This is a genomic window from Dyella marensis, assembly GCF_900112865.1.
GTDB lineage: Bacteria > Pseudomonadota > Gammaproteobacteria > Xanthomonadales > Rhodanobacteraceae > Dyella_D > Dyella_D marensis_A.
The window spans coordinates 158,105-181,592 of sequence record NZ_FONH01000007.1 but is presented as its reverse complement, the minus strand read 5'-3'; the positions used below and the strand labels follow the sequence as shown (position 1 = coordinate 181,592).

The 23,488-nt window shown below is 64.1% G+C and carries 23 protein-coding genes; 14 read left to right on the top strand and 9 right to left on the bottom strand.

Going from position 1 to position 23,488, the window contains the following annotated elements; all coding sequences use genetic code 11:
• The 3 genes from BM172_RS22195 to BM172_RS12475 form a co-directional block, all read right to left on the bottom strand.
• Positions 1-1,426 (bottom strand): DUF6531 domain-containing protein (locus BM172_RS22195; RefSeq protein WP_245778724.1); only part of this gene is annotated, 1,426 nt, incomplete at its 3' end.
• A 443-nt stretch (positions 1,427-1,869) separates the two neighbouring features.
• Complete coding sequence (locus BM172_RS12480; protein WP_026633200.1) at positions 1,870-2,382, bottom strand: arsenate reductase ArsC; 513 nt, start codon at positions 2,380-2,382, stop codon at positions 1,870-1,872.
• Positions 2,383-2,399: 17 nt separating this feature from the next.
• Positions 2,400-2,744 carry an ArsR/SmtB family transcription factor gene (locus BM172_RS12475; protein WP_026633201.1) on the bottom strand — a complete coding sequence of 115 codons (345 nt, stop codon included), beginning with the start codon at positions 2,742-2,744 and terminating at the stop codon, positions 2,400-2,402.
• A gap of 40 nt (positions 2,745-2,784) precedes the next feature.
• Here BM172_RS12475 and arsH point away from each other — a divergent pair, with 40 nt between their 5' ends.
• Positions 2,785-3,507 (top strand): arsenical resistance protein ArsH, encoded by a 723-nt coding sequence (gene arsH / locus BM172_RS12470; RefSeq protein WP_026633202.1) that lies wholly within the window; start codon positions 2,785-2,787, stop codon positions 3,505-3,507.
• Between the two features lie 78 nt (positions 3,508-3,585).
• Here arsH and BM172_RS12465 read toward each other — a convergent pair whose 3' ends face one another.
• On the bottom strand, positions 3,586-3,828 hold the full coding sequence (locus tag BM172_RS12465; RefSeq protein WP_026633203.1) for a hypothetical protein: 243 nt from the start codon (positions 3,826-3,828) through the stop codon (positions 3,586-3,588).
• A gap of 106 nt (positions 3,829-3,934) precedes the next feature.
• Between BM172_RS12465 and BM172_RS12460 the strand changes: the two genes are divergently transcribed.
• Positions 3,935-4,252: a hypothetical protein gene (locus BM172_RS12460; protein WP_026633204.1), complete on the top strand. Its 318-nt coding sequence runs from the start codon at positions 3,935-3,937 to the stop codon at positions 4,250-4,252.
• A gap of 562 nt (positions 4,253-4,814) precedes the next feature.
• Here the strand turns inward: BM172_RS12460 and BM172_RS22190 are convergent.
• On the bottom strand, positions 4,815-5,036 hold the full coding sequence (locus BM172_RS22190) for a hypothetical protein (RefSeq protein WP_143096515.1): 222 nt from the start codon (positions 5,034-5,036) through the stop codon (positions 4,815-4,817).
• 1,232 nt (positions 5,037-6,268) lie between these two features.
• Between BM172_RS22190 and BM172_RS22185 the strand changes: the two genes are divergently transcribed.
• Together BM172_RS22185 and BM172_RS12445 are read left to right on the top strand one after the other, a co-directional pair.
• Positions 6,269-6,676, top strand: coding sequence for a hypothetical protein (locus BM172_RS22185; protein ID WP_143096514.1), 408 nt, complete (start codon positions 6,269-6,271; stop codon positions 6,674-6,676).
• A gap of 47 nt (positions 6,677-6,723) precedes the next feature.
• Positions 6,724-6,948 carry a hypothetical protein gene (locus BM172_RS12445; protein ID WP_026633207.1) on the top strand — a complete coding sequence of 75 codons (225 nt, stop codon included), beginning with the start codon at positions 6,724-6,726 and terminating at the stop codon, positions 6,946-6,948.
• A gap of 245 nt (positions 6,949-7,193) precedes the next feature.
• Here the strand turns inward: BM172_RS12445 and BM172_RS12440 are convergent, their stop codons facing one another.
• Positions 7,194-7,499, bottom strand: coding sequence for a hypothetical protein (locus BM172_RS12440; protein ID WP_026633208.1), 306 nt, complete (start codon positions 7,497-7,499; stop codon positions 7,194-7,196).
• A 652-nt stretch (positions 7,500-8,151) separates the two neighbouring features.
• Here BM172_RS12440 and BM172_RS12435 point away from each other — a divergent pair.
• Positions 8,152-8,607, top strand: coding sequence for a hypothetical protein (locus tag BM172_RS12435; RefSeq protein ID WP_026633209.1), 456 nt, complete (start codon positions 8,152-8,154; stop codon positions 8,605-8,607).
• A 138-nt stretch (positions 8,608-8,745) separates the two neighbouring features.
• Here the strand turns inward: BM172_RS12435 and BM172_RS12430 are convergent, their stop codons facing one another.
• On the bottom strand, positions 8,746-9,213 hold the full coding sequence (locus tag BM172_RS12430) for an Hsp20 family protein (RefSeq protein WP_026633210.1): 468 nt from the start codon (positions 9,211-9,213) through the stop codon (positions 8,746-8,748).
• A 999-nt stretch (positions 9,214-10,212) separates the two neighbouring features.
• Here BM172_RS12430 and BM172_RS12420 point away from each other — a divergent pair.
• Positions 10,213-11,856 carry an acetolactate synthase large subunit gene (locus tag BM172_RS12420; RefSeq protein WP_026633211.1) on the top strand — a complete coding sequence of 548 codons (1,644 nt, stop codon included), beginning with the start codon at positions 10,213-10,215 and terminating at the stop codon, positions 11,854-11,856.
• 13 nt (positions 11,857-11,869) lie between these two features.
• Positions 11,870-13,300, top strand: a complete 1,431-nt coding sequence (locus BM172_RS12415; RefSeq protein ID WP_026633212.1) for an aldehyde dehydrogenase family protein — start codon at positions 11,870-11,872, stop codon at positions 13,298-13,300.
• 136 nt (positions 13,301-13,436) lie between these two features.
• Here the strand turns inward: BM172_RS12415 and BM172_RS12410 are convergent, their stop codons facing one another.
• Positions 13,437-14,369 carry an AraC family transcriptional regulator gene (locus BM172_RS12410; protein WP_051548283.1) on the bottom strand — a complete coding sequence of 311 codons (933 nt, stop codon included), beginning with the start codon at positions 14,367-14,369 and terminating at the stop codon, positions 13,437-13,439.
• Between the two features lie 182 nt (positions 14,370-14,551).
• On the opposite strand from BM172_RS12410, the gene BM172_RS12405 reads away from it, so the two are divergent.
• Positions 14,552-15,613 (top strand): NAD(P)-dependent alcohol dehydrogenase, encoded by a 1,062-nt coding sequence (locus BM172_RS12405; RefSeq protein ID WP_026633214.1) that lies wholly within the window; start codon positions 14,552-14,554, stop codon positions 15,611-15,613.
• 111 nt (positions 15,614-15,724) lie between these two features.
• Here the strand turns inward: BM172_RS12405 and BM172_RS12400 are convergent, their stop codons facing one another.
• The gene (locus BM172_RS12400) at positions 15,725-17,170 is read right to left on the bottom strand and encodes a sugar porter family MFS transporter (protein ID WP_081804979.1); all 1,446 of its coding nucleotides are present in this window, start codon (positions 17,168-17,170) and stop codon (positions 15,725-15,727) included.
• 183 nt (positions 17,171-17,353) lie between these two features.
• On the opposite strand from BM172_RS12400, the gene BM172_RS12395 reads away from it, so the two are divergent.
• The 6 genes from BM172_RS12395 to BM172_RS12370 all read left to right on the top strand — a co-directional run bounded on the left by BM172_RS12395 (position 17,354) and on the right by BM172_RS12370 (position 23,451).
• The gene (locus BM172_RS12395; RefSeq protein WP_026633216.1) at positions 17,354-18,100 is read left to right on the top strand and encodes a YdcF family protein; all 747 of its coding nucleotides are present in this window, start codon (positions 17,354-17,356) and stop codon (positions 18,098-18,100) included.
• Between the two features lie 117 nt (positions 18,101-18,217).
• Positions 18,218-19,648: a lipase family protein gene (locus tag BM172_RS12390; RefSeq protein ID WP_026633217.1), complete on the top strand. Its 1,431-nt coding sequence runs from the start codon at positions 18,218-18,220 to the stop codon at positions 19,646-19,648.
• 108 nt (positions 19,649-19,756) lie between these two features.
• Positions 19,757-20,311, top strand: a complete 555-nt coding sequence (locus tag BM172_RS12385) for an RNA polymerase sigma factor (protein ID WP_026633218.1) — start codon at positions 19,757-19,759, stop codon at positions 20,309-20,311.
• A complete protein-coding gene (locus BM172_RS12380; protein WP_035322150.1) occupies positions 20,308-21,219 on the top strand; it encodes a hypothetical protein in 912 nt (303 codons plus the stop codon). The genes BM172_RS12385 and BM172_RS12380 overlap by 4 nt, the downstream gene beginning before the upstream one ends.
• Complete coding sequence (locus BM172_RS12375) at positions 21,216-21,809, top strand: IMPACT family protein (RefSeq protein WP_026633219.1); 594 nt, start codon at positions 21,216-21,218, stop codon at positions 21,807-21,809. The genes BM172_RS12380 and BM172_RS12375 overlap by 4 nt, the downstream gene beginning before the upstream one ends.
• Positions 21,810-22,341: 532 nt before the next feature.
• Entirely contained in the window at positions 22,342-23,451 is a 1,110-nt protein-coding gene (locus tag BM172_RS12370; protein ID WP_026633220.1) for an acyltransferase family protein, read from the top strand.
• Positions 23,452-23,488 lie beyond the last annotated feature (37 nt).

Genomic DNA, 23,488 nt, shown 5'->3' with positions numbered 1-23,488 from the left:
CGTAGCGCGCGCCGTTCTCGTCCTGGATGCCGGTCATCGCGTTGGGCAGGCTGGTTTGCCCGATGTAGGCAGCCTCGTTGAAGCCATAGAGACGATAACGAGCGTCGGGATACGTCACCTGGGCGATATTGCTGCTGGCGGAGACGTAGTAGTAGTAGAGCGATTTATTGTCCGGCAGCGTGATGGAGTTCAGGCGCGCGGAGCTGTCGTAGAAGAACGTCAGCTTCCTGCCCTTGGAATCCGTGACGGTCTTCAATAATCCCAGGCGCGGGTAGGACGTCGACGTCGTGGTGCTGTAGGTCAGCGTGATGCCTTGGCCATCCTGTCCCAGCACCTGGATCAGCTTGCCCGTGCTGTCATAGGTTTCGGTTTCGCGGCTTCCACCGATAAAAGCCGAATAGCCTGTAACGACGCCCTGGCCATCGCGGATTTCCGTCAACTGATCGACCGGAAGATCCGTCACCCAGGCATTGCCCGGCTTGGTGAAGTTCTCCTGCTTGCCGTCCGGCCGCAGCATGATGATGGTCGCCACCGGTGTGCCGATCAGGCGCAGCGAGCGGTCGAAGCTATGGCGCCAGCGGAACCCGAGATTGGCCGGGGCCACCGCGCCGCTGCTGTTGTAGAAGCGGCGGAAGGTCAACCAATAGCTGGCGGTGTAGTCGTCTTCCTGCAGGTAATAGTTGCCCGTTCCGGCATCAATGGGATCACCCAGGCGCGCAGCACCCATCTTTTCCGGGCAAGACAGCCCATTCGCATTGCCGCTCGCACCAGAACCACTTCCGCTTCCACCACCAAGCAAACCCAGGCCACCATCGCAGAGCGCGCCGCTGCCGAGATTCCTGGCCACATCGCCGCCGTAACGGGTGGCACTCACGGTACCCGGGCTGCAACCGGTCTTGGCGGTCCAGGTACCGCTGAAACTCGCGCCATCCGCCGTGACATTGACGGTGGTTGTGTCTTGGCAAGGCGTGTTGGTGCCTCCGCCTCTTGCCACCAGCGTCGTATCGTTCAACGTCAATGTATTGCCGGAAACCGTGCCCGTGACGGACCAGATGTACCAGTTGGTGCCATTGGTCTGCGGCGTTGTCTTGCGGGTACCGGTGACATTGCCGCTGTCGTCCTGACGCAGGTCGAATTCTTCCTCCCACGCCGCCGCAGTGGCGTCGTTGGGGGCCTGCAGGTTGCCGTGCCACAGTCCGGTCACATTGACTGTCGCAGTTAAGGCAGCGCTGGCGGCGGCCTGTCGCTGCGCTAGTCGCGGAGCAACCGCGGGGTTTCCACTGTAGTCCTGGGCATGCGCCGCGGAGACGGCAAGCATGGCGATGCAACCGAGCGCGAACGCCGGCTGTTTGAAGAAGCGATACAGGCGCTCACGAATCGAGCGCATCGATATGGCGCGCAGGGGCGCGCGGACAAGGCTGATCACCCATCACTCCTTTGACGGTTAAGCGGTCAATCGCACGTGGCTAAAGGTGTGCAACACCCTTGGCAACTTTGGCAGGTCAGCAGCAAGCCTACTCAAGAGTGTCGAAGATTTGCAAAGGATGAGTGAAGAAAAGGTGGTGAGATGAATTGTGAGCGGTGCTCCGCCGCCTGCCTGTCCAGTGCGAAAGAAACATCCGGATAAATTTTGCAATACATCCTCCAGTTCATTCGCTCAAGCAGCCCTTCTACTCGCGGTTACCCCCGCCGCACCCGCGCACCCTTGGAGACCGATTTCGACGAACTTGTCCACAAGCCACACGCCGCTAGCCGCAACGTGCCCGTGGTCACCATCACCTAGTTCGTGCGACGCAATTTGACGCAGCGACACGGCAGAAACTGGCGGTGCCATTGGAATAGATGGAGGTCGCAAGACGCCCGTCGGCCTCAGAGATGAGGGGCGCCGTCAGACTGGATGAATCCGATGCGATCCAATGCGATCTTCAACGCGTCGCGATCCGCCCAGATGTCCGGCGTCAAGGTGAGGAAGGCCATGAGCCGAGCTTTGATGGTCGCGTGGGCTTGCGCGAAGGCTGCCCGCTTCTCGGCGTCCCCCCCTTCCACCGCGGCCGGGTCCGGCAGCCCCCAGTGGGTGCGCAAAAAATCACCGAAGAACACGGGGCATGGCTCCGATGCCGCGCTGTCGCACACCGTCACCACCAGATCGATCGGCTTTGCCTTATCCCCCGAGAACTCATCCCAGGATTTGCTGCGCAGGCCGGCGGTCGACATGCCCGCCTCAGCAAGCGTGGCGAGAGCGTAAGGATTGATCCGCCCGGTGGGCTGGCTACCGGCGCTGAAAGCTTCGAATCTTGCGCCACCCCAGGCACGCAGGGTGGCCTCAGCCAGGACACTGCGGGCGGAGTTGCCCGTGCAAACGAATAGAACGCGATGGGGCATGGGCAATCCTCAGGAGATCAGCAACAGGCGTCGCCGGGCGAGCGCGCCGTAGCCACTGGGCCGCATTCGGCCTGCGGACTGCCCGCGCAACAGTGGTGGGTTAGATAGGCAATCAAGCCGTTCATGACGTCGAAGGCGGCGCGGTAGCAAACGAACCGCCCTTGAGACTCCGCCGTAATCAGGCCGGCATGCACTAGCTCTTTTAGATGGAAGGACAAGGTGGCACCGGGCATGCCCAGCTCATCCGCGATGTCACCGGCCATCCGACCCGCAGCACCGGCAACCACCAGCAAACGGAAGATGGCCAAGCGCTTGGCGTGTCCCAGCGCGGTCAGGGCAATGATTGCATCATTTGTTTCCATAAAACTAGAATAATCGAAATATTTAATTCCGAGCAAGCCCATGAATGCCGATCTACCTCACCTCCATGCCGACCTGCTGCCCAGCCCGGATAACCTCCAGCTCCTTGGCGAACAAGGTGCCGGCCACCCGCCCCGCATCCTGATCCTCTACGGCTCCCTGCGCCCCCAATCGTTCTCGCGAAAGCTCGCCCTGGAAGCGGAGCGGATTCTGCGGCACCTAGGCGCCGAAACTCGCGTGTTTGATCCCCACCAGTTGCCGCTGCTCGACAGCGTGCCGGCCAGCCATCCCGAGGTGCAGCGGTTGCGGGAATGGTCTATTTGGTCGGAGGGTCAGGTATGGGTGAGCCCCGAACGCCATGGCACGATCACCGGCGTCTTCAAGAACCAGATTGATTGGCTGCCCCTGGAAGACGGCAGCGTGCGCCCGACCCAGGGCCGCACCCTGGCGGTCATGCAGGTCTGCGGTGGCTCCCAGTCCTTCAATGTGGTGAACACCCTGCGGGTGCTCGGCCGATGGATGCGTATGGTGACCATCCCGAACCAATCCTCGGTGGCCAAGGCCTGGCAAGAGTTCGACGAATACGGGCGCATGAAGCCCTCTTCGTTCTATGACCGCGTGGTGGATGTCATGGAAGAACTCATGAAGTTCACCTTGATGGTACGCGGGCGCAGCGACTACTTGGTCAGCCGTTACAGCGAACGCAAAGGGGATGCGACCCAGCGCGCCTTGGCCCAAGCTGCCGGCGCGGTGGAGAAGGCTTAACACTCCCTGTTACTGACGACACACCTGGGGCGTCATGGAACGGGCAAGCCGGAAGACCACGACGCGGTATGCTGCAGCTCAGCCCAAGCGGTCTAACGCCTGTTCGATCGGATGCCGCGCTGAAACAGGCGGGATCATCTCTTTTTGCAGCATTGAGAATTTGCGCTTGAGCACGGCGATCTCTCGCCTACGTATGTCAATGACCCATCGTGCGGTACTTTGATCGAGGTCGTGAGCAGCCACCTCGCGCAGGTGGCGCTTCTCTAGCAGTAACAGGCGTTGCTGTTCTTGGATGCGTCGGTTGAGCTCGTCCAGTTGCATCGCGCGCTCCCGTCACCTGGAGTCGCTTGAGTCTGGTCGCGTAGCGTTTAAGCAAACGTTAGCATGACGTCATAGCGTGGCTAAGAAGCATAGCTTGAGGATAGAAATGAAGAAGGAAGTGGTTCTAACGAACTGGGAGGAGGCTGCGAACTTTTTCACGCAGCAAACGAACACGGCCCTAGAGGCCATACTCCGGCTGGATGCTCAGCAGCGGGTTGACCAGATGGTCATTGGTGCGCTGCTCCTAGCGCAACCGAATATTGAAAAAGCCTCTGAAGCGTTTCGGCAAATGGCCGCAGAGGCCAGCACGAACACCCTGCTCCATGGGATCGCGACTAAAACACCGGAAGTAGCGCAGGCCGCTCATTCCGACCGCATGGCGTTCTGGTCCCTGATCTTTCAACAGATGGAAGCGCGCGATTAGAGATAGCTCGCAAACCAACGCCATGGCCTTTTCGCATCTCTAACTCACGGTTGCCCAGATCGAGGCGCCGAATAGGCAAGCGCCATAACTGCGTCTTGGCAAGTCGCCAACGGACCTGCCTTCGGTCCACCATGGCCTCCTGATTGGGCGACGACTGAATCACCTCCGCTGGGCGCTCAGCCTCGTATCGCACTCCCGCGGCATATGCAGCTTTGTCGTAGATCTAAATCATGCCTCCTCCAGTGCTCATTCAGGAAGACATCGATGCTCTCCTGAAAATGACGTCTGTAGTATTGCCCCAAGAGCAAGCAGGGAGGCCCATCTTGCAAGGACTATTAGTCCCTGTGGAGGAGTATATGTTTGCGGTCGCCGCGGCATGTGCCGCAGTTGATGATAAGCTCATCAATCTTTGCCTTTCCGCGCATATTTCTCAATTACTGGCAACATTGAGGACCGCGCAGGCAAATCAGGACCGGCTAGGCAGCCCTTCGGGCTAGTGATCTGCACCTCGCTGAAAGCGCTGCGCTTGAGTCTGGAAACCGCCGCAAAATACTAGAGCGTGTTAGAGTCCGCGAATCATGACGTTCTCCGGAACGTTGCGCTTATCCGATGCTCCGCACCTAGCCGCCGCATCGACCGCTTCACTTTGAGTGAGGAAGCGATCTCCGGTGATGCCAAAGCGCCCCTTGATGGCTAAACCGTCCTCCAACAAGCGCCAACGGCCTCGCCACAAGCCAAATGCATCTGGCCCATCTGCCCAGGCGTCTATGGAGATGATTGACATGGTCATTTTGGCGAGATGTTATGTTGACGCTAGTCCTATGGATTGGTGGGCGCAAGCTCGCATTTGCCCTCATGCGGCAAACGAGGCCAAGATTCCCATAGACGCGTGAGGTTTGCCGTATTCGGGGCTGCACCTCTAGCTGGACCGGGCCAAGGCTAGCTCAATGTCGTCCATGACAGCCTCTTGGACCTCTCCACGCGAAACCCCCAGAAGTTCATCGATACGGCCATGACGCATCCCAAAGAAAATCCCGTCGCGCCGGTACGTTGCGCTCCACCTGACACGATCCAAGTGGGTGCGCTCGTACTCGCCTTCGTAGGTAAAGCCGTTAGTGGTTGTGCCAGATACATTGGTCATGACAGCTTCCTTTGCGATGGATCATCTATGCATTCACGCTAGCCGCACCAAGCGGCGCAGGAACGCCAGCGCCGCTTGGCTACAACACGTGATCAATGATCGCCATGAACCGGTAGCCACAAGGGCAGCCCAGAGGTCATCGATGCGATCGCGAATCCAAGTCTTCTAGGGTTCCGCCAGGTTCCGACAGGCCGAGCCTAGTCATGTCGCTGTCTTGTTGCGCCGAATGTCGCGGTAGCGGACTTGCTCGAAGTGAGGCCATCGACGCCGAGTGCGTCGGAAACCAGCGATTGTGCCGATCATCGTCCTTGGCTTCCGTAACGGGTGAAAAACGCATCTTGTGAGGATGGAAGTAGAGAAGGTTCAATGGATTGGGCGTGTGCATGGAGGGGCTCAAGTACAGCCTTATGTCTTGCGGGAGCATGCGAAGGCGGTAGCCACGGCTCCGACGAGAGTGGAGGACCAGGCCGGAGGAAGCTCAGAGACCTTGGAATAAAATCACGGACAGTCCGAGGCGCCGGAAGGATAGCTATCGAAGCTGCGGTGCCCGATCAACATGCGCTTTCTTCCGTTATGCCTCCGTAAGTTGTTATCCCTCCTGCCTACCTTGCGCTCCGCGTTACCCTCGCCTAACAACTCAACGCGCATGCTGCATTGGTGCCAAGAAGGATAGCCTTCTCTTGGTAAGTGCCTCAGTCACGCGGTCCTCTCCCTAACGCCGTCTGAGTACTTCTCCGCCGGCCGCTCCGGATCGGCAGCGCAACCATGACCGGGCGGTGGGGTCAGCACGCCGCAAGTCACGCATGAAGCCCGCGCGGCCATTTAACTCCGGCCACAGCGCGACCCGCAGCAAAACATCATTTGGGACGTTGATCATGGCCAGCCTTTTTTCCCTCAGCATGCATCGTCCTCCACTGCTGTTTAGCAAGCTAACCAGGCGCGTAGGCGTTGGGTCCGACTGTCGCGACAAAGAAGACCATGAGGTCCGTTGGTCATCCCTCCACCGACAGGGCAGCAGCGCCACTTCAGCCGCGGAAGATCGCGACCGTAATGAGCTAAGAGGTTCCTACCGTGGATTGATTTATATCGTCATCTACCAGGAAAAGAGAGACGTCGTGAGCTGGTCGGCGAGTCTCGAAGACGACGATGGAGAAGTGATTTTCATCGCAAGCCACTTCGTTTGCGGCTTGGGAAAGATCAGCCGCGAGAGCGCGATTCGGAGTCGAATTTTTGCAAGTATCGACGACTTTCATCGCATCCACGAGACACCCGACCTTCACTAGCACCGGGGGAAGGAAGTCTTCTCTCGTCTCTACCAAGGAACGCCGCCATGTTGAAATCAAGACAAGATTTGCGCAGCATGTTATGCCGCATAGAGGCAATGATCGAACTATTGCGATCCAAGAATGCCGGAGAACAAGATTTCTTCCGCTCGACGGATGGGGCCTTTCAAGATGTGCTGACGCAATGCGGCCACGAAGACAATGATTGGTTGTTTAACTTGATTGATCAGGTCTGTACGCGTCAGAGCATCCCTTACCCGGCGACCGGGTAGCAACTATCTCCTAGTAGGTACTCCACCGATTCCGTTAAGGCCTGCGCGGTGTCTTTATGAGGACATAGGATTGATGGCGAGCAAACGTTTCGCCGGTAGCCGAGCGACCTAACTTATCCATTCATAGCCTCTACGCGTGGCTTCGTGCGCGATCTCAGTCTTGATGCATACAGGGCGAAGAAGAACGTGCCCTAACGCAGAAGAATGCTTAGGTCTTCGTGCCTAGCTGCGACGCATCAAGGTGTTTAGTGACCATCATTCGCCGCAAGCAAGCTGCGCGCAAACATGTTGGCATATTCCGTAAGCGCCTGGCGGTCGGTTCTGCGCGCAGTTTCCTGGCACCAAAGGGCGAAGGCATCCGACTGAACTTCCACCTTGAACACGAGGACCCCGGCACGTTGCTGCTGATCCAGAACTTGGGTTGCAGCCGCTAGCCACTGGTCAAATGTTGTGTGCCAAGCGCGGTGTGGAATAAGCAAACGAAATGTGTCGTAGTCTTCCCGGATAAACCATGGGATACCGACGGTAGTGCGCTGGGGCATTTCGTTCATGAGGTACTCCGGGCGAGAATAGGTTAAGCGTTAGGTTGCGTCGGCGCGGGTGGGTTCATTTCAATACTCTAGCCCTCGGTTGCAGACGGACAGCCATATTGGCCAGGGCCCGCGGAGGCCCGGCAGTCAAATCGCTTCATTCGGTAAAGTCCGCGCTTACCTTTTAGGTGACCGCGGGAGGTGCGGTATGCGCACCGATCGACTGAGTGGCGGGTGGAGGCCGGGCATGCCCTCGGAAAGAGACACAGGACGAAGCGTTCAGGGCCGTTTGGCCCCCATGTTCCGCGCGTAGCAGGGAAGTAGAAATACCTTACCAAGTTGCTTGTGACCTTCGCGTGCTTACCGATCGATCCTAAACACGCGCTGCACTGGGGAAGTGTCCGCTAAGGCTCCAGAACAGTACGTTGCCTTGCATGGCCGCGCCGATTGCAGACCCGAAGCGACGACGGATTCATCGCGATAGACGCCTGAATCATGCTCCCCCACTTCCCGCTATAGATGGGGCGCGGAAAAGAAAATAGAGCCGCCGCCTCTATCGGCATACCCCATGCCAAGCCTGCGCCGAATTACTGCGCTATGGCCGCCCTGCTAACGCTTGCTTAATTGAAAATCGACCAAAGTCCTCAATGGTCGACCATGATAGGAGGACGCTATGCAGATAGATGAACTCCTTGCGCGCCTTGAACACCATGAGCGCCTGTTACTGCTGGAAAAGCGCCATCTGCGCGAAGTCCTTGCGCAGCAATTGGATGACAGTACCGCTCGCTGGGTCGTGGACATTCGCAGACGCGAAATCATCAAGCTCAAGATGCGGCTGCAGAAACTGCAGCAGGATGAGGCGGGAAGCAAAGATATGACGTCGGATCGGCGGCGCCGAAGGCGTCCTGTCCCACGGAGTGTTGCCGAGGCCCCTGACTTAGCCTGCAAGCGGTATCGCAGCCTGATATCCGGCTGCGCTGACGGCCGGCCCCCAGAAAGTGGATCACAGCGCGCCACGGGTAACGGGACCTCGGATGCGTCCGGCGCATCTACATGGGTTCCTAAGGAGTTGCTCGCTGTAAGCCGCATCATGCGGCCCGTGACGCCCGCTTCGGAGTCTCTGTCGTGAATCCCAGTAGAGAACGGCCTGAGCATCGGGCTTCCGATTAGGAAAAGTGACCGCACTTGGCGAAGCCTTAAAGAGCGGCGGCGAAAATTCGCCGCCGCAAGAAGACTAAATGCAGAAGAAATCAAGAGAAAAGGGGACTTAAGCCGCGCGGCTCTGCAGCAGACGCGTCTCGGAAGCCGCTTTTTCGGTGCCGCCAATAGGAATGGTTCGTGGCTTCAGCGCTTCGGGCAGCTCACGCTTGAAATCTATGGTCAGCAGGCCATCACGAAGCTCTGCACGCGTGACCTGCATGTGTTCGGCAAGCTCGAACCGTCGGGTAAACGGGCGGTTCGCGATACCTCGGTGCAGAACTTCGCCGACATGGTCGGTTTTCCGCTCGCCGCTCACAGTAAGCAGGTTGTTCTGCACCTCGATCTGTAGGTCATCCCGCGAGAAGCCGGCGAGAGCCATCGTGATGCGGTACTGGTCCTCACCGATCTTGATGGAATCGAAGGGAGGCCAGTTGTCCGGCTGCGGGGTACGCACGGCTGTCTCGAGCAGGTCGAAGACCCGGTCGAAGCCGATGCTGGAACGATGAAGTGGGGAGAAATCAAGCACAGTGCGCATTGCCATATCCTCTTAGAAGCAACATGGAAGTGAGGACTGTTACCGCGCCGCTGGGCACGGTGTCCGCTGACCCCGTAGCGGTCAGCGGGCAGAAAGATAATCATCCGCGAGGCGCTGGCAAGAGGGCTAGGCGGCCGTCATTTAGCCACCGTTTCGGAACTTGTCTGACGGAAGCGAGGCTGCCGGGCTGGCTCGCCGTGCCGACGATAGTTGCCTCATTCGCCCCCAAGACAGCACATACGTTGTTCTGAAAGACCTCATTCAGAACGCCCGCTTCTTGCTCAGACTCGGGACGAGCGTAATGCTGCTTGTCGTCCCATGAGCGCTCGTGAATGTCACCGCACCTGCCAGGTGCCCTCTCCGAAATGCTCATACCCTCCCTCTCCATACTGGAGCATGCATGATCGGCATTCCCTCAACCGGCGGTCTAACCCAGGCTGTCCTTACCGCGGTCTGCTTCGAAGGCCTTTCTGCTGAAACCCGGGAGGGACGGAAAGCAACCTTCGCTATCATCGACGAGAACGGAAAGGTCATCGAAAGAGGTCCCGCCGTTGCCCGGGAGGCCTGGAATGTCACCCTCGCCTGCTACAAGAATTTCCTTATAGGACAAGGACACCTTCGTGTGTTCTCAGGTCCGCCTAGCGCTATAAACTGAGACACTACAAAGCGGCCTGACGGCCGCTTTTTTTGCGCACGAAGAAGGTTTATTTAGGCTTGACTTTGGGCAAGCAAGAGAAAGTAACTCGGGCCGCGGCAGCGGCACGAAACACTCGCCTACGGCGAGACAAAGCCGCGCGCAACGCGACAATCAGACGTGGTCGTTACTGGATCCCGGCCTACGCCGGGATGACGAGCAAAGGGAATTCCAGCCTGCGCCGAATGACGAGCAATAAATAACAGACCACCAAAAACCATATAAGCAAACGCGCCCCGTCTCACACCTTTTGAACGCGCGCCAGCGCATCCTGCCCGGCCATCCCCCCGATGGAACGCGACTGCATGAACGCTGCTGCGTTATTCGTAAAAGCCCTCGAAGCCGAGGGCGTAAGAAGAATCTTCGGCGTCCCCGGCGAAGAAAACCTCGACCTCGTCGAAGCCCTGCGCGATTCAAAGATCGAACTCATCGTCACCCGCCACGAACAGGCCGCCGGCTTCATGGCCGCCACCTGGGGCCGCCTCACCGGCGAAGCGGGCGTGGCGCTGTCCACCCTCGGCCCCGGCGCCACCAACCTGGTCACCGCGGCGGCCTACGCCCAGCTCGGCGCCATGCCGATGCTGATGATCACCGGCCAGAAACCGATCCGCACGCACAAGCAGGGCCTGTTCCAGCTGGTCGACGTGGTCGACATGATGCAGCCGCTGACCAAGTACACGCGGCAGATCGTCTCCGCGCCGACCATCCCCGCACGCGTGCGCGAAGCCTTCCGCCGCGCCGAAGAGGAACGCCCCGGCGCGGTGCACCTGGAGCTGCCCGAAGACATCGCCCGCGACAGCGTCGACGAGGCGATCCTGCTGCCCACCGAATACGCGCGCCGCCCCTCCCCCGACGACGCCGCGCTGGTGCAGGCCGGCGAGGCGATCACTGCGGCGAAGCACCCGATCCTGATGATCGGCGCCGCCGCCAACCGCCAGCGCACCGCGGTGGCCCTGCGCACCTTCATCGACAAGCTCGGCATTCCGTTCTTTACCACCCAGATGGGCAAGGGCGTGGTCGACGAAGACCACCCGCTGTGGCTGGGCAATGCCGCGCTGTCCGACGGCGACTTCGTGCACCGCGCGATCGACGCCGCCGACGTCATCGTCAACGTCGGCCACGACGTGGTGGAGAAGCCGCCGTTCTTCATGCACAAGGGCCGACGCACGGTCATCCACATCAACTTCTCCTCGGCCGAGGTGGACACGGTCTACTTCCCGCAGATCGAGGTGGTCGGCGATATCGCCCACACCGTCGAGCGCCTGACCGACGCGCTGACGCCGCAGGCGCACTGGAACTTCAAGTACTTCGACCAGGTGCGCGAAGCCTTTCATCGCCAGCTGGCCGAACACGCCGACGATCCGCGCTTCCCGATCCACCCGGTGCGCCTGGTGGCCGACACCCGCCGCTACATGCCCGACGACGGCGTGCTGTGCCTGGACAACGGCATGTACAAGATCTGGTACGCGCGCTACTACCGCGCGCGCCAGCCCAATACCGTGCTGCTGGACAACGCGCTGGCCACCATGGGCGCCGGCCTGCCCTCGGCGATGGCGGCCAAGCTGGTGTATCCGGAACGCAAGGTGCTGGCGATCTGCGGCGACGGCGGCTTCATGATGAATGCGCAGGAGCTGGAAACCGCGGTGCGCCTGAAGATGGACCTGGTGATCCTGCTGCTGCGCGACGACGCCTACGGCATGATCCGCTGGAAGCAGGCGGAGATGGGCTATGCCGACTTCGGCATGCAGTTCAGCAACCCCGACTTCGTCAAGTTCGCCGAGGCGCACGGCGCGCACGGCCACCGGCCCGAAAGCGCCGACGCCTTCCTGCCCACGCTCAAGCGCGCCTTCGAACAGGGCGGCGTGCACCTGATCGACCTGGCCATCGACTACAGCGACAACCACCGCATCCTCAACGAAGAGATCCGCCGCCTCAGCGCGGCGGTGTGACCGGAGCGCCTTCATGCTTGAGAAAAAATATCCCTACTACCTGGCCAACAAGGCGCAAACCTCCAAGGCATGGATGGATGTGCTGGACAAGTACAGCGGCAAGGTCGCCACGCGCGTGGCCGTGCCCGATGCCAAGGCCACCGAGCAGGCGATCGCGGCGGCGGTAAAGGCCGCCGAGCCGATGCGCCAGTTCAAGCCCTGGGAACGCCAGGCGGTGCTGCAGCATTGCGTGCAACGCTTCACCGAACGCCGCGACGAACTGGCCTATGCGCTGTGCGTGGAAGCCGGCAAGCCGATCAAGGATTCGGCCGGCGAAGTGACCCGCCTGATCGAGACCTTCGGCATCGCCGCCGAGGAAGCGGTGCGCACTAATGGCGAGACCATCAACCTGGAAATCGCCAAGCGCCTGAACGGCTATCACGGATATACCAGGCGCGTACCGCTGGGGCCGGTGTCCTTCATCACCCCGTTCAATTTTCCGCTCAACCTGGTGGCGCACAAAGTGGCCCCCGCCATCGCCGCCGGTTGTCCGTTCGTGCTCAAGCCCGCCGAGCGCACGCCGATCGGCGCGCTGATCATCGGCGAGGTGCTGGCGGAAACCGACCTGCCCAAGGGTGCGTTCTCCATCCTCAACCTGGACGGCAAGCATGCGTCGCCGCTGGTCGAGGACCCGCGCTTCAAGCTGCTGTCCTTTACCGGCAGCCAGATCGGCTGGGACCTGAAGACGCGCGCCGGCCACAAGAAGGTGACGCTGGAGCTTGGCGGCAATGCGGCCTGCATCGTCGATGCGGACCAGCTGCCGCGCCTGGACCATGTGATCGAGCGGCTGGTGTTCGGCGCGTTCTACCAGTCCGGCCAGAGCTGCATCAGCGTGCAGCGCATCTACGCGCACGAGAGCCTGTACGACGAGCTGAAGAAACGCCTGGTCGCCGCGGTGAAAGGGCTGAAGGCCGGCGATCCGAAGAAGAAGGAGACCTTCCTCGGCCCGATGATCGACGAGGCCGCGGCCGAGCGCCTGCACGGCTGGATCGAGGAAGCGCGCAAGGGCGGCGGCAAGGTGTTGTGCGGCGGCAAGCGCAAGGGGCCGATGCTGGAAGCGACCTTGATGGAGAACGTACGGGGCGATGCGAAGGTCAACCGGCAGGAGGTATTCGGGCCGTTCGCCTTGCTGGCGCCGTTCAAGAGCCTCGACGAGGCGATCGCGATGACCAACGACTCCGACTATGGACTGCAGGCGGGCATCTTCACGGATAGCCTGGCCAACGCGATGCGCGCGTGGAACGAGTTGGAGCAGGGTGGCGTGATCGTCAACGACGTGCCGAGCTTCCGGGTGGATAACATGCCGTATGGCGGGGTGAAGTTGTCGGGCGCGGGGCGCGAGGGTGTGCGCTATGCGATCGAGGATATGACGGAGATTCGGTTGATGGTGATGCGCGAAAGCTGAGCACCGAACCCGACCCAACACCGGCGTAGGTTGGGGTGAGCCGCAGGCGAACCCCAACAGGCGTGCATACGTGCGAGGCCTGTTGGGGTTCGCCTGCGGCTCACCCCAACCTACGTCGGGCGCTGGGCGCAGCGGGTCACGCCACGTTCGCTTCCACCCGCAACCGCACCACATCGCGCAACGGCGGCGCGCCGAAATGCCGGCTGTACTCGCGGCTGAACTGCGACGGGCTTTCATAACCCACGCGATGCGCCGCGGTCGCCACATCGCAACGCTCCGCCAGCAGCAGGCGCCGCGCCTCCTGCAGGCGCAGCTGCTTCTGATACTGCAGCGGGCTGACCGCCGTCACCGCGCGAAAATGGTGATGCAACGACGAAGTGGACATATTCACCTGCGCCGCCAGCTCGTCGATCCGCAACGGGCGGTGATAGTGCTCGCGCAGCCATTGGATGGCGCGGGTGATCTGATGTCCCTGGCTGCCTGCCGTGGCGATCTGTGCCAGGCGTGCGCCCTGTTCTCCCGTCAGCAGGCGATACAGCAGTTCGCGTTCAAGCAGCGGCCCCAGCACCGGCAGATCCTGCGGCGTCTCCAGCAGGCGCACCAGGCGCAGCACCGGATCGAGCAGATCGCCGGTGACCGTGCTCAGCGCAATGCCGCGTGAGGAGACCGCCGAGGCGCGCGGTGCACGCACCTCGGGCAGCAGCTCGCGCACGCGCTGCAGGTCGTAGCGGATCTTCAGGCACAGGCACGGCTCGTCCGGTTGCGCACGCGACACCTGGGCCAGCACCGGCAGGTCCACCGAAGTGAGCAGGTAGCGCCCCGGCTCGAACACCAGCGCCTCCTGCCCCAGCACGATCTGCTTGGCGCCGCGCAGGGCGATGCCGAAACTGGGCTCGTACAGCGTGCAGGTGGGCGTGCTGGTGGAATCGGCGCGGAACACCGTCAGCGAGCCCCAGGGCGTGTCGTGGGTGCCTTCGCCGGGGGCGTATCGTTCAATTCGCGCTGTCAATTCCTCGCAATACTCCTGCAGATGCGCCGGAATCGATTCGTACAAAAGCTTGTGCTGCATGGATTTGCACCGGGAAGCGACGGTCAGATTTTGCCTATTTCTACGAAAGCTGGCGAGCTCCCCCGGACGACTTTGCAGGATCGGGCAACGATCTCGCAGTATCCGTCTAACCCGGCACGGGGGCGGCGACACATACTTTTCAGGTCACCAGCCACCCTCAATGACCTTAGGAGCATCGCCCCATGGCCCTGACCATCCAAGGCTACGCCGCGCAGTCCGCCACCACGCCGCTGGCCCCGCACCGGTTCGAACGGCGCGACCCGCGTCCGGACGACGTGGTGATCGACATCCTGTATTGCGGCGTCTGCCATTCCGATATCCACCAGGCCCGCAACGAGTGGCACAACAGCATCTATCCGATGGTGCCGGGCCACGAAATCATCGGCCGCGTCAGCGCGGTCGGCGCGCAAGTGAGCAAGTTCAAGGTAGGCGACATGGTCGGCGTCGGCTGCATGGTCGATTCCTGCCAGCACTGCGGCGCCTGCCATGCGGGCCTGGAGCAGTACTGCGTCGAAGGTGCCACCTGGACCTACAACGGCATGGACCGCCGCGACGGCCTGCCCACCTTCGGCGGCTATTCCGAGCGCATCGTGTCGTCCGACAAGTTCGTGGTGAGCATCTCCGACAAGCTCGACCCCAAGGCCGCCGCGCCGCTGCTGTGCGCCGGCATCACCACCTGGTCGCCGCTGCGCCACTGGAAGATCGGCCAGGGCAGCCGGGTCGCCATCGTGGGCCTGGGCGGCCTGGGCCACATGGGCCTGAAGTTCGCCAAGGCGATGGGCGCCGACGTCACGCTGTTCACCCGCACGCCGGACAAGGAAGCCGAAGCGCGCCGCCTGGGCGCCGACCATGTGGTGCTGTCCACCGACCCGGCGCAGATGAAGGCGGTGTCGCGCGCGTTCGACTTCATCCTCGACACGGTGCCGAGCCCGCACGATCTCAATCCGTACCTGGAAACGCTGGATATCGACGGCACGCTGTGCCTGGTCGGCCTGCTCGAACCGATCGAGCCGGCGGTGGCCGCGCATAACGTGGTGCTGGGTCGCCGCTCGATCGCCGGCTCCGGCATCGGCGGCATCGCCGAGACGCAGGAGATGCTCGACTACTGCGCCGAGCACGGCATCGTGTCGGATATCGAGATGATCGACATCCAGGACATCAACAAGGCCTACGAGCGCATGCTCAAGAGCGATGTGCGGTATCGCTTCGTGATCGATCTGGCTTCGCTGAAGAAGGCAGCGTAACGCCCGGCGCAGGTTGGGGTGAGCCGCAGGCGAACCCCAACGATGCGATGCGCTTGATGTTGGGGTTCGCCTGCGGCTCACCCCAACCTACGACGTACGGAGAGGTGGGGCTCAGCGCCCCATCTCCTCCAGCTCCATCCCCTTCGTCTCCCGCACCGCCTTCACCACGAACACCAGCGACACCAGCGCGAAGAACGCATACACCCCGTAAGCGAAGCTCAACCCCAGCTCCGACAGCGCCGGAAAACTGCTGGTGATGATGAAGTTCGCCACCCACTGCGCCGCCGCGGCCACCGCCAGGGCGATCGCACGGATCCGGTTGGGGAACATCTCGCCGAGCAGCACCCACACCATCGGGCCCCAGCTCAGGCCGAAGAACACCACATAGGCATTGGCGGCCACCAGCGCCACCATGCCCCACGGCGCCGGCAGGCTCAGCGCCGCGCCGCTACCGGCAGCCTGCGAGAAACACCAGGCCATCAGGCCCAAGGTCACCGTCATGCCGGCCGAACCGATCGCCAGCAAAGGCTTGCGGCCGATGCGATCGACCAGCGCGATCGCCACCAGGGTCACCAGCACGTTGACCACCGAAGTCACTACGCTGATCGAGAACGCATCCGACTCGCTGAAGCCCACCGAATGCCACAACGTGGACGAGTAATAAAAGATCACATTGATGCCGACGAACTGCTGGAACACCGACAGCAGGATGCCCACCCACACCACCGGCAGCAGGCCGGCCATCGAACCGCGCAGGTCGCGCAGGCCGGGGCGGTATTCGGAGCGCAGGCTCTGCGCGATATCGCCGAGCTTGTGCTGCAGCGCATGTTCGTCCTGCAGGTCCAGCACCTGGCGCAGCACCTGCTTCGCTTCGTCCATGCGCCCCTTGGCCACCAGATGGCGTGGCGATTCGGGCACGCCCAGCACCAGCGAGCCGTAGATCAGCGCCGGCACCACCGCCACCAGGAACATCCAGCGCCAGGCTTCCAGTCCGAGCCACAGCTTCTGCGAGGCGCCGCCGGCGGTGCCGGCCAGCCACGCGTCGCTGAGCAGCGCGGCGAAAATGCCCAGCACGATCGCCAGCTGCTGCAGCGAACCCAGCCGCCCGCGCACCCGCGCCGGCGAAACTTCAGCGATATACGTCGGCGCGATCACCGACGCCACGCCCACGCCGATGCCGCCGACCAGGCGCCACAGCACCAGGTCCCACACGCCGGCCACGAGCCCCGAGCCCAACGCGCTGATGGCAAGCAGCACCGCCGCCACCTGCATGGTGCGCACACGGCCCCAGCGATCCGCCAGCGGGCCGGCATACCAGGCACCCAGCGCCGAGCCGAGCAGCGCGCACGACACCGCGAAACCGATGCGTCCCGCACCGAGCCCGAAGCTGCCGCGCACCGCATCCACCGCGCCGTTGATCACCGCGGTGTCGAAGCCGAACAGGAATCCGCCCAAGGCCGCAGCCGCGGCGATCAGCACCACCCGCGCGGTCGCGCGGCCCTCCCCTTCCACGATCTCCACTGCATTCATGCTGCGGCGCTCCCCGTGCCGTGTCATCGAAACAAAGTCGGCCGATTCTGCGTGGCGCCCGCCGGCGCTGCGGATGAATACGTATGCAGTCTTTGCTGCCGCGCAGCACGTTTTCCGCACCGATCCAGCGGCCATGCGCCCCACCGCCATGTGCGCCGGTTAAGCTGCAGCGCTTGGTGACCGCGCGATGGCGCGCAATGGAATGGACCGATGTCGCTGATCGTACTGCTGTTGCTCGGCCTGCTCGCCTGTCTCGCCCGCCGCAGGCGGCCCCGGCTCGCCCGCGCCTGCGGCATCCTCGCGCTGCTGCTGGTGTTCGCCATCGGTTGCGGACCGGTGCCGGCCTGGCTGATGCGCGGACTGCAGGGCGACTACGCCAGCGCGCCGTCCCTGGTGTGGGGCGCGCATGACGCGATCGTGCTGCTCGGCGCGGGCACCGCCAGGGACCCGATCCACCGCACGCTGGAACCGAGCTTCTTCGCCAACGGCCGCATCCTCGCCGCGGTCGAGCAGTACCACTCCTGCCACGCGGCCGGGGGCGACTGCAAAGTGCTCGCCAGCGGCGGCGACGCGCTCGGCAATGGCGAGCCCGAGGCCGTGGTCTACCGCGATGCGCTGGTCCATGCCGGGGTGCCCGCGGCCGACGTATTGGTCGAAGAGCGCAGCCTCAGCACCTGGCACAACGCCCAGTACAGCAAGCCGATCCTCGCCGCCTACGGCCCGCAGCGCACCGTGCTGGTGACCTCCGGCCTGCACATGCGCCGCAGCCTGCTGTACTTCGCCCACTTCGGCATCGAACCGGCGCCGGTGCGCGCGGACCTGGTCGAGCCGTTGTGGTCGGTCTACCCGTTGTCGTGGAATTTCACGGTGGCGGATGCGGCCCTGCACGAGTATGTGGGGATCGCGCGCTATCACGTGTACAACGCGCTGGGCTTGAATGCACCGAAGGCGAAGTAGCCCGCTCGACTGCACCGGTCGCAGGAAGCGCGACGTCCGGCTGGCATCATCCGTGGCGATCGGCACCGCTCGCTGACGCGGCATACCCATCCTGCAACCCTCAGGACCCCTGGCCCCATGACCACCCTCGTCTTCGTCCACGGCTGGAGCGTCACCAACACCTCGACCTATGGCGCCCTGCCCGCACGCCTGCAGCAGCAGGCCGCCGCGCAGGGCATGGGCGTGCGCATCGCGGACCTGTGGCTGTCTAAGTACGTGAGCTTCGACGACGCGGTCACCATGGCCGACCTGGTGCGCGGCTTCGACCACGCGCTGCGCGACCTGCACCTGGACGGCCCCAGCTTCGCCTGCGTCACGCATTCGACCGGCGGCCCGCTGGTGCGCGAATGGTTGCGCGCACAGCGCGAACGGCCCGGGGCCTACAGCACGATCCGCCTCACGCATCTGGTGATGCTGGCGCCCGCCAACTTCGGCTCGGCGCTGGCGCAGCTGGGCAAGGGCCTGCTCGGGCGCATGCGTTCGGCATTCGACGGCGTGGAGCCCGGGCAGCGCATTCTCGACTGGCTGGAACTGGGCAGCCCCGAGTCGCTGTCGCTCAATGTGGATCACATCCATGGTGCCGATCCGGCCGAGCAGGGGCAGTTCCTGTTTGCGCTGACCGGCGACCGTCCCGATCGCGCGATGTACGACCACGTCAACAGCTACACCGGCGAGGATGGCTCGGACGGCGTGGTGCGCATCGCCGCCGCCAACCTCAATGCCGCGCATGCGGTGCTCACCTGCAAGAGCAACGGCGCGAATGCCGACGTGCTCGGCCTCAATCTCGTGCGTGCGCCGCGCACGGCATTCAAGCTGATTCCAGGCGCATCCCACTCCGGCGCGACGCAGGGCATCATGGCCGCCGCGCCCGCCGCCACCATCGACGCGGTGCTGCGCTGCCTGCGCGTGGCGGATCGCGCGAGCTACACCGCGCTGTGCGATGCCTTCGACGCGGAAAACGCACAGCGCGACGCCGACAAGGTGGAACTCGAACCGGTCGGCCCCTTCCCGCCGCGCGTGCACATCCACGATCCGCGCAGCCTGCTGATCGTGCGGCTGGCCGACGAAGCCGGCGAGCCGCTGCCCGATACGCGCTTCCTGCTCGCCGCCGGCACGCCGGCCAATCCGGACTGGATGCCGCGCGGCTTCATGCTGGATCGCCAGGCCAACAGCCGCGCACCGGCGGTGGTGTCGTTCTTCCTCGACTATTCGCTGCTCGCGGGCGACTCGCGCGTGGCCGATCCGCGCAACAGCCGGCAGACGCTGCGGCCGGTGATGGACGGGCGCCGCCCGTATACCGCGCTGATCCAGCCGACCATCGTCACCGGCCTGGTGCATCACCTGCCGGCGTCGACGGTGGACGACCTGTTCGCCGCGCTGGGCCCGCACCAGACCACCGTGCTGGACGTGGTGCTGCCACGCAAGGTGCACGAGGGCGTGTTCCGCCTGACCCAGGACTTCGGGCCGGAGGACTTCCGCAAGCCCGACCCGGGCGCCGTGATCGGCTGAGCCAACCCCGCCGTCCGCGCGAGGGCGTTGCATCCAGCGATGAACACCTGCGCACCCGCCCTGCCCGCCGCTTACCCGCGCGGCCGATTTCGCTTACCCTCGCCCGCCATGGATACCGCGGTGGACGAGGACGCGACGCTGATGCTGGCCTACGCGCAGGGCGACCTGGGTGCGTTCGAGGCCCTGTACGCGCGCCATCGCGGCACGTTGTACCGCTTCCTGCTGCGCGCCTGCCGCCAGCCGGCCGTTGCCGACGAACTGTTCCAGGAAACCTGGAGTCGCGTGATCGCCGCGCGCGAGCGCTACCAGCCGCAGGCGAAATTCACCACCTGGCTGCTGCAGATCGCGCATAACCTGCTGGTCGACAGCTATCGCCGCAAGCGGCCGACGCTGGACGGCGAAGCGGGCGAGCTGGCGATCGCGCAGATGGAGGCGCCTGCGCAGGAACAGCCCGAGCACGCCCTGTCGGACTTCGAACAGCGCCGCCGCCTGCAGCGCGCCATCGAGCAATTGCCGGACGAACAGCGCACTGCCGTGCTGCTGCGCCTGGAACAGGAACTGAGCCTGGAGGAAATCGCCGACGTCACCGGCGTGGGCCGCGAGACCGTGAAATCGCGCCTGCGCTATGCCATGAACAAACTGCGCGAGCAGCTGGCCGAATGAATACGCATCGCCCTGACGACGCCCGCTCCAATGACGAACGCCTGCCCGGCGAAGACGAACTGGACGCGCTGTACCGCAAGCTGCCGCGCAAGGAGCCCGCTCCCGCGCTGGACGCGGCCGTGCTGCGCGCGGCGGCGGCAGCGGTGCGCAGCGGCGAACCGGCCGCCGCGACGCTGCGTCCGGCGCGCCGCGCGCGCTGGCCGGTCGCGCTGGGCAGCGCGGCGATCCTGGTGCTGGCCGCCGGACTGGGCTGGCGCATGCGCGACATGCCGGCGAGCACGCCGCCCGCGCAGGCAGGCGCGGTGACCGTGCAGGAAGCGAACGCGCCTGCCGCTGCCGCGCCCCCGGCGAAACCTGAAGCGGTCGGGGAAATCCAGGCCGATGCACAGCACGCGCCGCCTCCGCCTCCCGCGCCGCCGCCCGCGCATCTCGCCGCGGATGCCGTGATGGCCAAGCGCGCCGCTCCCGCACCAAGCCCGAATCTGCAGGAACAGGCGACTGCCGTACCCGCCGCGCCCATGGCCGCACCGGTCGCCGGGGTTCCGGCCGCTACCGACCGGGCCGCGCCGGTCGCCGCGGAACAGGCGCCATCGTTCGCGGCGAAATCCGCGCAGCGCGTGATCGAACAGCGCCGCCCCGAACCGGCGGCCATGGCCCATTCAAACGCCGAGGCGGCCTCCGGCGTCACGGCCGCGCGCGCCATGGCTCCGCTCGCCGCGCCGGCCCCGCCGCCGATCGATACCGCCCGCGACGAGCACGACACGCCCACGCAGGAACTGGACAAGATCCGCCGCCTGCTCGCCGCCGACCGCCGCGACGAAGCGCGCCAGCGCCTGGCCGACTTCCACCGCGATCACCCCGACTATCCGCTGCCCGACGACCTGCGCACGCAGCTGCTCACGCCATGAGCGTGAGCCATACGCTCGCCGGTCCCTGCCAGCACCTCGAAGAGATCAAGAAGAGCCGCTTCCTCGCCCAGGCCGCGCCGGTCGACACGCCGGAGCAGGCGCTGGCCTTCGTGCGCCAGGTCGGCGATCCCGCCGCCACGCACAACTGCTGGGCCTATCGCATCGGCCAGGATTACCGCTTCAACGACGACGGCGAACCCGGCGGCACCGCGGGCCGGCCGATCCTGCAGGCGATCGAGGGCCAGGGCATCGACCGCGCGGTGGTAGTGGTGACGCGCTGGTACGGCGGCATCAAGCTCGGCGCCGGCGGGCTGGTGCGCGCCTATGGCGGCACGGCAGCGGAATGCCTGCGGCTGGCGGAACGGGTAGCGATCGTGGCGATGGCGCGCCTGGGTCTGCATTGCGAATTCGCGGAGCTGGCCTTGCTGAAGGCGCGATTGAAAGAAGGCGAGGCGCAGGTCGAAGAGGAGCGCTTCGGCGCCGACGGCGTGGAACTGGTACTGCGCCTGCCGGAAAGCCGCGTGGCGGAAACGCAGGCGCGCATCGTCGACATCACGCGCGGGCGTGCGGTGGCACGGCGACTGGATTGAACGCTTGAGCCCCTCTCCCTTCGGGAGAGGGGTTGGGGTGAGGGTACGGCCGGAGCGCAAGGTTGATATGCACTGCTCCGCCCGCACCCTCATCCGGCTGCCGCCACCTTCTCCCGGAGGGAGAAGGATTCCACCTTGAAGGTTGAGGAAAGCAATCGCAACGTTTGGGCGTGCCGCAACGCGGAGCCCCTCTCCCCCCGGGAGAGGGGTGGGGGTGAGGGTACGGGCGGAGCGCAAGAGTGATGCGCACCGCTTCGCCCGCACCCTCATCCGGCTGCCGCCACCTTCCTCGCTCCTCAGAGCCGCGCACATCCATGTGCGCTTCCCGCGTGCTCTCCCACGGGGACTACCTTCGGGTCGCCGGAAGGAGAAGGATTCCACCTTGAGCACACGTCTCACCCGGTGCCGCACACGCTTCGCCGATTGCCCGCAAAACGCCATCGGCCAGCGCTTGCCGCCGCCACGAGAGCTTCTCAGAATCGCGCCTTTCGCATGGCCGCCGCGGCCGCACACTCAGGGACTGATTCCATCCATGCACCGCCTGCCCGGCCTCGACCTGCTGCGCGCCATCGCCATCGTGTGGGTGATGCTGTTCCATTCGTATTTCGTCGGCGGCCTGGGCGACGGGTGGAGCTGGCTGGAGGACAACGGCTGGGCCGGGGTGGATCTGTTCTTCGTGCTCAGCGGTTACCTGATCGGCTCGCAATGGCTCAAGCCGCTGGCCGAAGGCCGGCCGCCGGCATTCGGGCGCTTCTATCTGCGCCGCGCGCTGCGCACCATGCCGGCCTTCCTGGCGGTGCTGGCGGTGTATTTCGCCCTGCCGTCGGCGCGCGAGGCGCCGGGTATCCAGCCGCTGTGGCAGTTCCTCACGTATACGGTCAACTTCCTGATCGACTACGAGCACAACAAGGCGTTCTCGCACGTGTGGTCGCTGTGCGTGGAGGAGCATTTCTATCTGCTGTTCCCGCTGCTGGCCTGGTGGGTGGCGCGGCGCGGCTCGCTGCGCGCGTTCGTGGCGCTGTGCCTGTTCCTGCTGCTCGGCGGCATGGCGCTGCGCTGGTGGCTGTTCGTGCACATGGGCGAGCGCCCTTTCGTCGAGGTGATCTATTACCCGACCTGGAACCGGCTCGACGGCCTGCTCGCCGGTGTCGTGCTGGCGGCGACGCAGGCATACCGGCCGGCGCTGTGGGCGCGGCTGCAGGCGAAGGCGAACCTCGCGCTGCTGGCGGGCGTGGTGCTTACAGGCATCGCGCTGGCGATCTTCCAGGACCGCGCCGGGCTGCTCGCCTCGGTACTCGGCTATCCGCTGCTGTCGTGGGGACTGGCGCTGATCGTGGCCGCCGCCACCAGCCCGGCCTGCTGGCTGGGACGGCATCGCGTGCCGGGCGCGGGCTGGCTGGCGCTGGTGTCCTATAGCCTCTATCTGGATCACAAGCTGGTGTTTCACGCGGTGCAGACCTGGCTCGCCGCGCATCCGGCGATCCAGGGCCTGGCAGCGTTCGCGCTGTATGCAATCTGCGCGCTGGCCGGCGGCGCGCTGCTGCACTACGCGGTGGAACGGCCGTTCCTGCGCCTGCGCGACCGCCTGCAGGCGGGCCGCGCGACGCGGCCGGCGCTGGCGCCGACGTCCGCCGGGGCATGAGCGTCACCCTTTTCGCCCTGCGCGTGTGATTGAATCG